Origin of the sequence: Nocardia sp. NBC_01388 (assembly GCF_045040085.1) — a bacterium.
Classification (GTDB): domain Bacteria; phylum Actinomycetota; class Actinomycetes; order Mycobacteriales; family Mycobacteriaceae; genus Nocardia.
Map to the genome: position 1 here is coordinate 1,379,938 of NZ_CP109553.1, position 12,961 is coordinate 1,392,898.

Sequence of the window (12,961 nt, forward strand, 5' to 3'; positions counted from 1 at the left end):
CCATAGGGCAGGACATGAGCTACTACTGGTTGCATCGGGCACTGCTAATGGCCGCCGAGTTGGGACTGTCCCCGGCTGATATCGACGACGTCATCTACGGCCGACGGCGGAAGGTTGTTCCCGCCGGCGGGCACGATGTCGCCGCCCTCACGTTCTGGGGTCGCATCCGCGGGCGTGCGGTCATCGTGTGGACGCGGCGACTCCCGGCTGACGACGACGAAGCATCGGCCATTACCGACCATCAGATCATCGGCATCACCGAGATGACCCCGCAGCAGCTGAAGACCTTCACGGAATGGGAGGACGAACAATGACCAGTGAAATCCCCGGCACCGCGGCCGAATTCGCGGCGTGGGCCGAAGGCATGGAATTCGATCAGAACGCCCCCGCGCCGGTGGGGCTACCGGGCCCGGCCGACAAGCCGGCCGACGGCATCCCGGTCAAGCGGTCCGTCAAGTGGTCGGTCGACCTCGACGAGCGATTGAAGGCCACCGCGGAGGCCAAGGGCATCACGCAGTCCGAACTCATCCGCCAGTACATGGAGATGGGCCTGGCCGCCGAGGGGTCCGGCATGGTCGTCAACCTCGCCGACGCCCTGCGCGTACTGGCCACCGTCGCCCATCGCCCGGCCGCCTAATCGCCGCCGGCCGAAACCGCGTTGCTGACCGGGCAGTTGCCTTCGCTTCGGCCGCATGCGGCGAAGTCGCAGAGGCGGCACAGCCACGGCTGTGAACGGTTACCGGTGCGGGCGGAGCGTTGCTCGGCTCTGGCGAGGGTCGCCTGGGGGTGACCTGGCTCATTGCGGCGGTCTGATTGCTGGAGGGTGTCTGATGCCGGCAATAGGGTGGTGGCATGTTGACCACGCTCGCTGTCGAGAACTATCGGTCGCTACGGCGTCTGGTGGTGCCGCTCGGGCAATTGAATGTGGTCACCGGGGCGAATGGCAGTGGCAAGTCGAGTCTCTATCGGGTGCTGCGGCTGCTGGCCGATTTCTCGCGTAATGGCGCGGTTGCCGGGCTGGCACGCGAGGGCGGGCTCGATTCGACGCTCTGGGCCGGGCCCGGGCGGACCGTGCGCGGGGAACCGCTGGCCCTGCGTCTCGGGTTCGCGGGCGACGACTTCGGTTATGCGGCGGACCTGGGTGTGCCGGTGCCGGATATGTATTCGATGTTCAACCGGGATCCGGAGATCAAAGCCGAGGCGGTGTGGGCCGGGCCGGTGCTGCGCCCGGCGGCCATGCTGGCCGAACGCGGCGGGCCGGTGGTGCGCTTGCGGGCCGACAAGGGCGGCTGGGAGATGGTGCCGCATGCGCTGAAATCATTCGACAGCATGCTCGCCGAACTGGCCGACCCGCAGCATGCGCCGGATTTGCTGGTGTTGCGCGAACGCATCAGAGGCTGGCGCTTCTACGACCATCTGCGCACCGATGCGGACGCACCCGGCCGCGCATTGCAGATCGGGACGCGGACCATGGTGCTCGCGCACGACGGCGCCGATGGCGCGGCCGCACTGCAAACGATTCGGGAGATCGGCGATGCCGAGGCCCTGAATCAGGCGGTGGATCATGCCTTTCCGGGCAGTGAGATCGAGATTGCCGGTCGGGACGGGCGTTTCGAACTACTGCTGCACCAGCCCGGACTGCACCGCCCGCTCGGCTCCGCGGAACTCTCGGACGGCACCTTGCGCTATCTGCTGCTGGTGGCGGCGCTGCTGTCCCCGCGCCCGCCGGAGCTGCTGGTGCTGAACGAGCCGGAGACCAGCCTGCACCCGCAATTGCTCGGCCCGCTCGGCGAACTCATCGCCAAGGTCGCCGAGGATACCCAGGTGATCGTGGTGACCCATGCGCGGGAACTGCGCGACGTACTGGCCGCGCACGCCCCGGACCTGCACACCATCGAACTGGTCAAGGAGGACGGCGTGACCGTCGTGGACGGGTTGCGACCGCTGGAGGAACCGCCGTGGCACTGGCCCAAGCGATAGCGGGCATCGGCGGGCGGCGGAAGGCCATAGTGTGGGCGAGGTGAGTGTGGAGGGTGCGGGGGCCGCGGGACCACTGCCGCGGGGACGGCACGGGCTCAGCCGCGAACAGGTGGAGTCCTCGCAGTATCAGCGATTGTGTACCGCCGTGCTGGAGGCGGTGGGGGAGCTGGGGTACGGCGCCACCACGGTCGCCGACATTGTGAGCCGGGCGCAGGTGGCGCGCCGGACCTTCTATGCCGTCTTCGGCGGCAAGGACGAATGTTTCGCCGCCGCTTACGATCTCGCGGTGGGCAGGGCCCTGGACCAATTGCAGGACACCGTCACCGGAATGGTCGGCGTGAGTTTCTCCGACCGCGTGCGGCTTTCGTTCGAAATCTACCTGCGGGTCCTGGCCGACAAGCCGGCCGCCGCTCGCGCGCTGTATGTGGAGACCATGGCCGCCGGCCCGGGCCTGGTGGCGCATCGGGCCCGGGTGCACCGCCGTTTCGCCGAATACATCATGGCCGTGGTGCGCATCGGTGTGCGCGACGGCGAACTCGCCGCGGAGCCGGATCCGGAATTGATCGATATGCTGCTGGGCGGCATCGACGACCGCGTGCGGTCCTGCCTGAACGAGCGCGATGCCTCGCACCTGCCGGAACTGGCCTCCCTGTTCACCCGCACCGCCATCGCCATCACCCGGCCGCCCGCGTGAAAATGATTGGCCAGGACCAGATGCGGGCTGATAACGTCCGGCGCACCGTGACATCACGCAAGGAGGTGAGACCCATGAACGTTGTACCCGTGTGGGTGCTCCCCCTCGTCGTCATGGTCGCGCGAACGCTGTAGCTGTCGCCGGGAGCGCCTGCGAGACAAGGCAATCTCGAAAGGCGATACCATGAAATCTGCTAATTCCACCTCGGCCAAGAAGGGCGGGGGCATCGAAATCGACGGCATCGTCGTCGAATGTCTGCGCAATGCCACTTTTACGGTGGAGCTCCCGAACGGCCACCAGGTGCTCGCGCACATCAGCGGGAAGATCCGGAAGAACTACATCAAGATCACACTCCAGGACCGGGTGCTCGTCGAGCTCAGCCCCTACGATCTCACCCGCGGGCGGATCCTTTTCCGGTACCGGACGTAGCTGTCCCGCACCACAATCGGCGGCTCGTTGACAGCGGGCCGCCTTGTCATCTGCCACAGGGAAGTGTTTCAGGTCACACCATACCCCTACTGTCGCAAGCGAATTCGACGTAGTGGGAGAGGTTCTATGAGGCCGAAAATGCGAGCGCTCGGTGGTGCCGTGTGTGCCGGAGTCACCGCGATGGGGATGGCGCTGTCCAGCGGCGTGGCGAACTCCGCGCCCGAGGCGTTGTCGCCGAGTACGGCATCGGACACCGTCGGCGCGGGTCCCGAACTGTCCGCGCCGCTGGCGGCCTTCGCCTACGGATTGACCCATCCGGATGCCGCCCCGCCCGGCGCGAACGATTGGACCTGCAAACCCAGCGCCGAACATCCGCGCCCGGTGGTGCTGCTGCACGGCACCTGGCTCAATGCCTACGACAGTTTCGCCTTTTTGTCACCGCGCATCGCCCGCGCGGGGTTCTGCGTCTTCGCCTTCAACTACGGCCGCGAGGGCCTGCTCGAGGGTGGTGGGCTCGGGCCGATCCTGCCGGGCCGCTACGGTGTAGGGCCGCTGGAGGATTCGGCGCGGCAGGTGGCGGGTTTCGTGGACCGGGTGCTGGCCGCCACGGGGGCGCCCGCGGTCGATGTGGTGGCGCACTCCCAGGGTGGGCCGGTGACCAGCCAGTACCTGAAATTCGAAGGCGGACAGGGAAAGGTGCGGAAGGTGATCTCACTCGGGGCGACCAGCCACGGCACCTCGCTCCTGGGCATCGCCGCACTGGGACGCTGGATCACGGATATGGGCGTGAATATCCTCGGCTTCTACGAACCGATCCTCGGGCAGTCGAATATCGAACAGACGGTGGGCTCGCCGTTCTACACCAAGCTCGATGCCGACGGCGATACCGTGCCCGGCGTCGACTACACCGCCATCGGCACCGAGCACGATGAGGTGTCCAATCCGTACCAGTGGACCTTCCTGCAGCAGGGCCCCGGCGCCACGGTGGACAACATCACGTTGCAGCAGGGCTGTGCGCAGGATCTGTCCGACCATCTGACGATCATGTACTCGCCGCGCGCGGCCTCGATTGTCCTGCGCGCCTTGGATCCCGCGGCGCATCCGGACCTCGAATGCGCTTTCAATCCCTGGTTGATCGGCGGTGATGGACATCTCTGAGCCGCAACTTCCGGGCGACGACCCCTTCTACCATTCGCCGGTGCCGCTCGGCCGCATCGCACCGGGCACGATTCTGCGCTCGCGACAGGTCCGGCTGGGGCTCTTCGGGCTGGTGCCGCAGAAGATCACGGCGTGGCAATTGCTGTATCGCACCACCGATCTGCGCGGCGCCCCGGAAGCGGCGGTCACCACGGTGCTGCTGCCGTGGGGCGCCGATCCGGCCGAGCGGCGGCCACTGCTGTCGTTCCAGTGCGCGATCGACGCCGTCGCGCCGATGTGCTTCCCCTCCTACGCATTACGGCACGGCGCTCGCGCGCTCGGATCCATACCGCAGCTGGAGCTACCGCTCATCGCCAGTGCGCTGACCCGCGGCTGGGCGGTATCGGTGCCCGATCACGAGGGGCTCGGCGGGCATTTCGGCTCGGCCCGCGAACCGGGCTATCGGGCCTTGGACGCGGCGCGCGCCGCACTGCGATTCCCGGCCCTGGGTTTGGCCGCCGATACCCGAATCGGCCTGTGGGGCTACTCCGGTGGCGGTCTGGCGACCGCCTGGGCGGCGGAGCTGGCCGCCGAGTACGCGCCCGAACTCGATATCGTCGGCGCGGTCGCGGGATCGCCGGTCGGCGATCCGGCCGCGGCCTTCGTGCGCTTGAACGCCTCGCCGTACGCGGGCTTCGCCATGGTGTTCACCGCCGGACTGCGACGGGCGTATCCGCAGCTGCGCCAGGTGCTGAGCGATCATCTGTCGGCGGCGTATCTGGCACTGCTGGATACCGCCGAGCGCACTCCCACCCTCCCGCTGCTGGCCCGCTTCGCCGGGCGCGATGCCGACCGCCATGCGCGCGTGGGGCTCGCGGCCATGCTGGATCATCCCGAGCTGCGCATCGTGCTCGACGAAATCCGGCCCGGCACAAGGGCTCCCGCCATGCCCATGCTGGTCCTGCAGGCGGTGTATGACGAGGTGATCGCGGTGGCCGATATCGATGCGCATGTCGGCCGCTATCTGTGGCGCGGGGCGCACGTCAGATATCTGCGGGACCGGCTCAGCATGCATCTGCCGCTGCAGTTCCTGGGCGCACCCACCATGATCGACTGGCTCGCCGATCGATTCGACGATCAGCCGCTGGGTCTGCCGGGGAGCGAGACGGTGTGGTCGGTGGCGCTGTCGCAGCGGTCGCGGTCGCAGCATGTGCCGTTCCTGGCGCTGGTGCTGCGAATGCTGTGCGGCCGTCCGGTACCGGGACGTGCCGGCAGCCGCGAAGTGCGGCGCCGGATCGCGGTATGACGTAGTCGCTAGGTGAGCGTGTGCTCGACGTACCTGTGCTGCTCCGCATTTCGATAGGTGCGGGCCACCAGCGCGGAGCGCAGGTACCACAGCCCCGCCGATTGGGCGGGATCGAAACCGGTGAGCTGACCGATGCGCTTGAGCCGGTAGTCGATGGTATTGGTGTGCACGCCGAGCCCGCGCGCGGTGCGGCGGCGGTTCAGATCGTTGCCCAGATGCTGGCGCAGGGTCTCCAGCAGCTCCGGATACTCGTCGAGCGGATCCAATAGCGCCCCGAGGTATTCGCGGCCCGGCCCCGGCCGGGTCAGCTGATATTCCATGGCCAGATCGTCGAAGCGGTACAGGCCCGGTTCGCACTGCAGGCGGTGCACCATATCCAGCAGTTCGTGCGCCTGATCAGCCGCCGCCGGAATCGCCTGTGTCGCAGCGTGCATGACGGTCGCGGTGAGGGGCGCCCGCGTGGTGGCGGACAGTCCTGCGACGAGATCGTCGAGAGTCGCGGGGTCGGTGCAGGATTCGGGCAGCAGCACGGTGCCGCCCTCGATGCTCAGCATCGGCAGCGCCCGTCCCGCACTGCGCGCGGCCAGCGCCGATTGCAGGCGGCGCAGTGTGCGCTGCGCCAGCACCGCCGCATCGATGGCCGGTGCGGCACTGCGCGGCCGTGGCGGAATGCGCAGGGCCAGCACGAAATACGATTCCTCGATCTCGATGCCCGACGACCGCGTCCGGGCCGTGGCAGGCTGCCCGCCCAGCAGTGCGGACGTGACCGCGTGTACGGCGGTGTGGTGTTCGGCCAGCACCGCGGAGTCGACGGCCGCGAGCACCTCCAGCAGTCGTTCGAGGACATCGGCGGTGAGTTCGAGGCAGGTCCGGGTGACGACGGTCGCGGGGGCTGCGGTGGTCGGCACAGCGGCGGTGGGTGTTGGCAAGTGCGACTCCGTATTTCAGGGAACGCTGGAGTTCCTACTGGAGCGTAACTGTAATGCCGGTCACCTCGCGGGGCAATTGATACCGTCTTGTAGCGTGGATACGTACGACCGTATGCTTAATTCATGACAGTGATGGCGCAACCACTCACCGAGGATTCGGCTCCCTACTGCCTGTCGCCCTCGGCCCGGTGTTCCCGGATTGGCCGGACCGGTTGCGGGCGCTCAACGAGATCACCCGCACGCTGGCGTCGGAGTACGGCGGTGTCATCGCCGACTGTGCGGACCACCCGTTCAACGACCGCCCGAACCTGCTCAGCGCGGACCGGATTCACTTCTTGACCTCCGGACAGGCGGTCATCACCACCTTGCTGGTGCGACAGCTGGCCTACGTTCTCGGGTCGGCCTAGCCTGCCGGAGTACGATCGACCGTATGGACAATTCCGCGTCCGCCTCCGAGATCACCGACAAACGCCTGCTCCGCGGCGCTCGGACCCGGCAGATCGTCCTCGGCCGCGCCGTGGACATCGCCTCCCTGGAGAATCTGGAAAGCCTCAGCTTCGGCCGATTGGCCATGGATGTCGGGCTCAGCAAGGCCGGCATCCAAACCCTCTTCCGTACCAAGGAAACGCTGCAGCTGGCCACCGTCGATCATGCACGCCGCATGTTCATCGACGCGGTCGTCCGCCCTGCCCAATCAAAACCCCATGGCGCACAACGCCTTCGGGAACTGATCGCCCGCTGGATCGACTACGCCGAAACCCCGCTGTTCGCCGGCGGCTGCTTCCAGGCCGCCAACCTCAGCGAGTTCGACAGCCGCCCGGGCCCGGTGCAGGACGCGCTCGCGAGCTACCAGCAGGAATGGATCTACGCCCTCTCCCACGAACTACGCCAGGCCATCGTCGCCGGTGAGATCGCAGACCTGGATGCCGATCTCGTAGCCTTCCAACTCGACGCCATCCTCCGCTCCGCGAATACCGCCCTGCGCCTGGGTGATACCACCGCCGTCGAGAAGATCCACCGCACAGTCGACGGCGTCCTCGGGTCGCGGTAGCGGCAAACCGAAACCCCTGCGCCGCGTGGCACAGAGTTGCTGTGCCGCCCCCCGGTCAGGGTTCAGCTGCGGCTGGCGGGCCATTGCAGCGGGCGGGTTGTGTAGTGGCACCACGGCATTGGCTCGCTGAACGCCCGTCTGATCAGCAGGTCGGGGCGAGTTGGAAGAGCGCGAATATTTCGGGGTCCTGGTAGACGGTGGTGCGGGCGATGCGATCGCCGGCCAGGGTGAAGATCTGCAGGGTGTGCAGGACGTACTCGCCTGCGGAGTCTCGGACGTAGGCGGTGACGGCGGGTTGGCCGTTCGCGGCGGCGGGCAGCAGGAGCCAGTCCGTGCCGCGCAGTGCGAAGGCGCGGGCCAGGAAGGCGGTGTAGTCGGCGGGGCCCCGGTACCAATTGAGGTAGGGCGGCATTTCCAGGATGACGTCGTCGGTGAGGAGTTTTTCGATCGCGGACAGATCCGCGTTCCGGAAGGCGTTCACATATCGGTCGATCACGGCCTTGCGGTCGGTGGGCTCGGTAATGCCGTCCTCGTGAATACCGCTGTCGGACAGCGTCTTTCGGGCGCGCTGCAGGGCGCTGTTCACCCCCGCGGGCGTCATCTCGAGCGCTTCGGCGATCTGTGCGGCGGGCCAGTCGAGCGCCTCGCGCAGCACGAACACCGCGCGCTGGCGAGCGGGTAGGTGCTGCATCGCCGCGACCAGGGCCAGGCGCAGACTGCCCTGTGCCGCAGCGACTTCTGCCGGATCGCCGATCATTGCATCCGGAATCGGTTGCAGCCACGGCACTTCGCCGCCGTGCACCAGCGCCTCGCGGGGGTCGTCACCGGGCGGTCCGCCCAACCCGGCCGGAAGCGGCCGCCTGGTGCGCTGCTCCAGGGCGGTCAGGCAGGCGTTCGTGGCGATCCGGTGCAGCCAGGTGCGCAGCGAGGCCCGGCTCTCGTCATAGCTGTCGCGGGCGCGCCAGGCGCGCAGCAGCGTCTCCTGCACCAGATCCTCGGCATCGTGCACCGAGCCGAGCATGCGGTAGCAGTGCGCCAGCAACTCTCGGCGATAGGGATCGGTGCGGGTGGTGAATTCCTCGGCCACCTCCCTGTTGTACGCGACGGCGGTGACATCCACGAGCACCCGTGCGGACATCCACGAGCACCGATGAGTTTGTGCGCCCGCGCCGGTAGGTACTCACGAGCCGCTGAATCGGCGGCGCGAATTCGAGGAGGATCACCATGAACGACATCGCAGTGCAAACCGATGAGCGGGCCGCCGTACTCGCCGTGATCGATGGCGTCTACGGCGCCTGGGCGAACAATGACGCCGATGCGCTGGCCGCCAATTTCGATGCCGATGCCAGCTCGGTGACGCCGGGCTGGCCGGGTGCGGGCCGCGAGGCAGTCCGGGCCCGCTTCGCCGCCGCTTTCGCCGGGCCGTGGCAGGGTTCGCGGGTGGTGGACGAGCCCTCGACCGTGCGGTTCCTGAATCCGGATACCGCAATCGTGGTGGGCCGCAGCGCGGTACAGCTGCCCGGGAAGTCCGAGACCGAACCGCCGGTGCTCGGCACCTGGGTGATCGCCCGGCCGTCCGGGCAGTGGCTGGTGCACGCATTCCACAGCTGCGCGGCCTGAGTGTCGAATCAGCCCCCTCCCCGCACTGCGGGGAGGGGGCTGATCGGAAACAGATCGATACAGATCCGACGACCTACGGCACAACCTCGACCACGTCACCGGGGTTGAGGTAACTGAAGAACTGCTTGGCGCCGTCGGGCGTCATACGAATACAACCGTGCGACTTCTTATCCGTCGGCCCGATGTGGAATGCGATGTCTCCATTGAAGAAAATCGCGTACTCCATCGGCGCCTGGTGCATGGTGCTCCAGTGGAACGGCTCCTTGAACGCCACCTTGAACACACCCGGTGGGGTTTCGAAGCCCGGCATACCGTGGGAGATCGGGGTCGGGCCGAAGGTGACCTTCCCATTGTCCATCAGCCACGCCTCATTGGTGCCGAGGCGCAGGCAGGCGCGAGCCTGCGCCGAGCACGGCGCGACCGCAGGAAGTGACGGAATGATCGCGGGCACGCCCGGTACATCCGGACCGCCCGGCCACAGTGGATCGGCCTGTGCGGGTGCGGCCGTCAATCCGGCAGCCGCGACACCCACGAAGACAACTGAACGCGCTGCCAAGCCGAGGGAACGCTTGCTCATCATCGAGACATCTGACCTCTCTAGCCTTGCCCGCCACCCTGTCGACGCGGCTGCCAGGGCGAGGGGACATCACGTTGGCACAGCATGGGACCCCCTCGGGAGGTACCAAGTGATCATTCTGAAGGTTGCACGGTGAGATTTGCGGGACAACTCGCGACGGGCGCGCCGACACGCGTGCGAATCACCGAACCGGCGGCAGGGTGCGGTCGTTGGGATCGGCCCAGGTGGGCATTTCGGCGCCATTGTTCGGAATGTCCGGTCGCGGGGCATTGCCGGACCCGCGAATCTGCAGTCCGGGCGGGGGATTGGTGCAGTAGGCCCAACGGGCGAGAGTGCCGTCCTGCACCACGTAGGGCGCGGTGTCCTTCGCCGAGTACCGGCACCACGGCCGCGGCCAGATATCGACGACCGTATAGAACTCGTTGTCGTGTGCGGGCGCACCCATAGCCGAGGTTCCGACCACCAATGCCGGGAACAGTGCGTGGATGGCCGGAATCCGCAGCATCGCGGCATTCACGATCGCCGCCAGGGTGGTGGTGAGGCTCTGGATCGGGTCCGCATCGCGATCCAGTGTTGCCGAGGCGACGGCGAGCTGGCCCGGCGCCCGTTCGAGCAGCTGCCGCAATTCGGCATTGGCTGCAGTGGCCTGATCGAACAGCAGCTGCGAATTGCGGGTCAGCGTGCCCAGATCGGGCTGTGCGTGCGCGGTCGTGCCCGCGATCAGGCGCAGATTCTCGATGAGGTTCTCGGTCTGCGGCAGCAGCCGGTCCAGACCCGCGGTGGCCAGGCTGATGCCGTCGATGAGATGCCGGAGCTGATCGGGCCCGCCGCTGAGCGCGGTGTCGAGTTCGGTGAGGATGGTGCGGTACTTGTCCGGATCGATCTGGGCCAGCAGGCCGCTGGTATCGATCAGCGTCTGCGAGATCGGGGTCGGCGTCGTCATCCGCTTCGGATCGAAGTGGATGACCATGCCGTCCTTCAGAAACGGCGCGCCCTCGGAGTGCGGCTGGAAGTCGATGTATTGCTCGCCGGCGCCCGACAGCGCCGCCACCTTGATATCGGTGTCGGCCGGAATCCGGTACCGGTCTTCGATTTCCGCGACCGCGGCAACCTGTGCGCCACCGTCGGTGATCGAGACCGACCGGACCTTGCCGACCCGATACCCCCGCCAGGTCACGTCATTGCCGGGTTGGACGCCGCCCGACCGATCCAATTGCACGGTCACCGCATACGACCCACCGGGCCGCACCCGCGCGATATCGAAGGCCAGGTAGCTCGCCCCGGCCAGCATCATCGACACCAGGGCGACATTCGACACCAGTGTCTTGTGGTTGTGCAGAATGCCCACGGGCCCGCCTTCATCGCCGATCACGGACAATTCGGTTCGGTGCACTTGTGCCGCACACTAAGAGCGGCCCAGCAAACTCTTGGCGAAACTGCGGCAATACTAGCGACGGTGCCGTCGCAGATCGGCCCGGCACGACGTGCGACCCGGCGGAGATTGAAAATGACTGGCGCGCTCCGCTAGTCGTGGGGCACTGTGGTCCGCATGTTCACGCAGCTCATCGTCGCCACACCCGCATTCGCGGGTGCGATGGCCGCTGCACTCGTGGTCTCCGCATTCGACGGCGCACGAAGCTGACCTTCTCCGGGATGTCCCGGGACCTCAGGCGGGGAAGGTCGCTCGCCGCTGAGGTCCCTCGAATCACGCTGTGTCATGGCCGCAGTCATGGCCGCAGCCGCAAGACGGAGAAATCATCATGGCCAAGCAGCCCTACATTCGCACCAAGCCGCATCTGAACATCGGCACCATGGGGCACGTCGATCACGGCAAGACCACGCTGACCGCCGCCATCACCAAGGTGCTCGCCGAGCGGGGCGGTGGCGCGTTCGTACCGTTCGATCGCATCGACCGCGCCCCGGAGGAGATCGCGCGCGGCATCACCATCAATATCTCGCACGTCGAATACGAAACGGCCACAAGGCATTACGCGCACGTGGATATGCCGGGGCACGCCGACTTCGTGAAGAACATGATCACCGGGGCCGCCCAGCTGGACGGGGCGATTCTGGTGGTGTCGGCGCTGGACGGCGTCATGCCGCAGACGGCCGAGCATGTACTGCTGGCCCGGCAGGTCGGGGTCGAGCACATTGTGGTCGCCCTCAACAAGGCCGATGCCGGGGACGGCGAGTTGCTGGAGCTGGTCGAGCTCGAGGTGCGAGAGCTGTTGTCCGCCAACGGGTACGACGGCTCCGGGCTGCCCGTGGTCCCGGTCTCCGGGCTGCGTGCGCTCGAGGGTGACGCGCAGTGGTCGCAGGCGCTGCTGCGACTGCTCGATGCGGTGGACGAGTACATACCGATGCCCGTCCGCTACACCGGCGCGCCGTTCCTCATGCCGGTGGAGAACGTGCTCACCATTACCGGTCGCGGCACCGTCGTGACCGGAGCCATCGAGCGCGGCCGCGTCCGCATGGGCGACCGGGTGGCGGTGCTCGGGTACGGGGACAGCCTCGAATCGGTGGTCACCGGTGTCGAAACCTTCGGCCGCACCATGGAATCGGCCGAGGCGGGCGACAATGTGGCGCTGCTGCTGCGCGGCGTGCAGCGCGGGCAGGTCACCCGCGGACAGGTGGTCGCGGCGGTCGGCAGCATCGCGGTGCACACCGAGTTCACCGCGCGTGTGCATCTGCTCACCGCGGCGCAGGGCGGGCGGCGCACGTCCATCGTGACCGGATACCGGCCGCAGTTCTATCTGCGCACCGGCGATGTGGTCGGTGATGTGGTGCTGGCCGGCGGCCGGGCGCAGCCGGGGGAGACCGTCGAGATGGCGGTGACCCTGGGTCGTCCGGTCCCGCTCGAGCCGGGGCTCGGCTTCGCGATTCGTGAGGGTAGCCGGACGGTTGCGGCGGGCACGGTGCTGGCCGTGCACGAATAGTGCGTTTCTAGGCCCCGGGCGCGTGCCCGGGGCCTAGACTCCCGTCCACCACCGCCTCCGCGCATCCGGGCGGTGCGTTTTGTCATGCCTCCGCTCAGCACACTCCAAGTTTGTTCACAGAATGCACATTTCGGACATTTGATCGAAATATTTGCTGCGATATCGAGGATCGAAACCCTCCGACCGGCGGTTCCTCGCGATTTCCCGCAGCTGGGTGGCCGCTTCGCCCGCGTCGAATGTTCATGTGCGCAGCTCAGCGCCCGCCCATATCCTCGGTCCTCGAATGCTGTATGAGATGTGAA

15 protein-coding genes are annotated in these 12,961 nt (G+C 67.2%); 11 read left to right on the forward strand and 4 right to left on the reverse strand.

What is annotated here, in order from left to right:
* Nucleotides 1-14: 14 nt before the first annotated feature.
* The 7 genes from OG716_RS06370 to OG716_RS06400 all read left to right on the forward strand — a co-directional run bounded on the left by OG716_RS06370 (nucleotide 15) and on the right by OG716_RS06400 (nucleotide 5,546).
* A complete protein-coding gene (locus OG716_RS06370) occupies nucleotides 15-314 on the forward strand; it encodes a hypothetical protein (protein ID WP_405136766.1) in 300 nt (99 codons plus the stop codon).
* Complete coding sequence (locus tag OG716_RS06375) at nucleotides 311-637, forward strand: CopG family transcriptional regulator (RefSeq protein ID WP_355126785.1); 327 nt, start codon at nucleotides 311-313, stop codon at nucleotides 635-637. Before OG716_RS06370 ends, OG716_RS06375 begins: the two co-directional genes overlap by 4 nt.
* A 215-nt stretch (nucleotides 638-852) precedes the next feature.
* Nucleotides 853-1,980 (forward strand): AAA family ATPase, encoded by a 1,128-nt coding sequence (locus OG716_RS06380; RefSeq protein WP_405136767.1) that lies wholly within the window; start codon nucleotides 853-855, stop codon nucleotides 1,978-1,980.
* A gap of 40 nt (nucleotides 1,981-2,020) precedes the next feature.
* Nucleotides 2,021-2,674: a TetR/AcrR family transcriptional regulator gene (locus OG716_RS06385; RefSeq protein ID WP_405136768.1), complete on the forward strand. Its 654-nt coding sequence runs from the start codon at nucleotides 2,021-2,023 to the stop codon at nucleotides 2,672-2,674.
* Between the two features lie 183 nt (nucleotides 2,675-2,857).
* On the forward strand, nucleotides 2,858-3,103 hold the full coding sequence (infA, locus tag OG716_RS06390; RefSeq protein WP_355126795.1) for a translation initiation factor IF-1: 246 nt from the start codon (nucleotides 2,858-2,860) through the stop codon (nucleotides 3,101-3,103).
* Nucleotides 3,104-3,229: 126 nt separating this feature from the next.
* Nucleotides 3,230-4,261, forward strand: coding sequence for an esterase/lipase family protein (locus tag OG716_RS06395; RefSeq protein WP_405136769.1), 1,032 nt, complete (start codon nucleotides 3,230-3,232; stop codon nucleotides 4,259-4,261).
* Nucleotides 4,248-5,546 carry a lipase family protein gene (locus OG716_RS06400; protein WP_405136770.1) on the forward strand — a complete coding sequence of 433 codons (1,299 nt, stop codon included), beginning with the start codon at nucleotides 4,248-4,250 and terminating at the stop codon, nucleotides 5,544-5,546. Before OG716_RS06395 ends, OG716_RS06400 begins: the two co-directional genes overlap by 14 nt.
* A gap of 8 nt (nucleotides 5,547-5,554) precedes the next feature.
* Here the strand turns inward: OG716_RS06400 and OG716_RS06405 are convergent, their stop codons facing one another.
* Nucleotides 5,555-6,475 (reverse strand): PucR family transcriptional regulator, encoded by a 921-nt coding sequence (locus OG716_RS06405; RefSeq protein ID WP_405136771.1) that lies wholly within the window; start codon nucleotides 6,473-6,475, stop codon nucleotides 5,555-5,557.
* A gap of 188 nt (nucleotides 6,476-6,663) precedes the next feature.
* Here OG716_RS06405 and OG716_RS06410 point away from each other — a divergent pair, with 188 nt between their 5' ends.
* Nucleotides 6,664-6,882, forward strand: a complete 219-nt coding sequence (locus OG716_RS06410; RefSeq protein ID WP_405136772.1) for a hypothetical protein — start codon at nucleotides 6,664-6,666, stop codon at nucleotides 6,880-6,882.
* 23 nt (nucleotides 6,883-6,905) lie between these two features.
* Nucleotides 6,906-7,526 carry a TetR/AcrR family transcriptional regulator gene (locus OG716_RS06415; RefSeq protein WP_405136773.1) on the forward strand — a complete coding sequence of 207 codons (621 nt, stop codon included), beginning with the start codon at nucleotides 6,906-6,908 and terminating at the stop codon, nucleotides 7,524-7,526.
* A 142-nt stretch (nucleotides 7,527-7,668) separates the two neighbouring features.
* On the opposite strand, the gene OG716_RS06420 is transcribed toward OG716_RS06415, so the two are convergent.
* Nucleotides 7,669-8,664, reverse strand: coding sequence for a sigma-70 family RNA polymerase sigma factor (locus OG716_RS06420; protein ID WP_405136774.1), 996 nt, complete (start codon nucleotides 8,662-8,664; stop codon nucleotides 7,669-7,671).
* Nucleotides 8,665-8,750: 86 nt separating this feature from the next.
* Here OG716_RS06420 and OG716_RS06425 point away from each other — a divergent pair, with 86 nt between their 5' ends.
* The gene (locus OG716_RS06425; protein WP_405136775.1) at nucleotides 8,751-9,146 is read left to right on the forward strand and encodes an SgcJ/EcaC family oxidoreductase; all 396 of its coding nucleotides are present in this window, start codon (nucleotides 8,751-8,753) and stop codon (nucleotides 9,144-9,146) included.
* A 73-nt stretch (nucleotides 9,147-9,219) separates the two neighbouring features.
* Here the strand turns inward: OG716_RS06425 and OG716_RS06430 are convergent, their stop codons facing one another.
* Together OG716_RS06430 and OG716_RS06435 are read right to left on the reverse strand one after the other, a co-directional pair.
* The gene (locus OG716_RS06430) at nucleotides 9,220-9,723 is read right to left on the reverse strand and encodes a L,D-transpeptidase (protein ID WP_405136776.1); all 504 of its coding nucleotides are present in this window, start codon (nucleotides 9,721-9,723) and stop codon (nucleotides 9,220-9,222) included.
* 181 nt (nucleotides 9,724-9,904) lie between these two features.
* The gene (locus tag OG716_RS06435; RefSeq protein WP_405136777.1) at nucleotides 9,905-11,071 is read right to left on the reverse strand and encodes an MlaD family protein; all 1,167 of its coding nucleotides are present in this window, start codon (nucleotides 11,069-11,071) and stop codon (nucleotides 9,905-9,907) included.
* A 412-nt stretch (nucleotides 11,072-11,483) separates the two neighbouring features.
* On the opposite strand from OG716_RS06435, the gene tuf reads away from it, so the two are divergent.
* A complete protein-coding gene (gene tuf, locus OG716_RS06440) occupies nucleotides 11,484-12,659 on the forward strand; it encodes an elongation factor Tu (RefSeq protein ID WP_405136778.1) in 1,176 nt (391 codons plus the stop codon).
* Nucleotides 12,660-12,961: the final 302 nt, after the last annotated feature.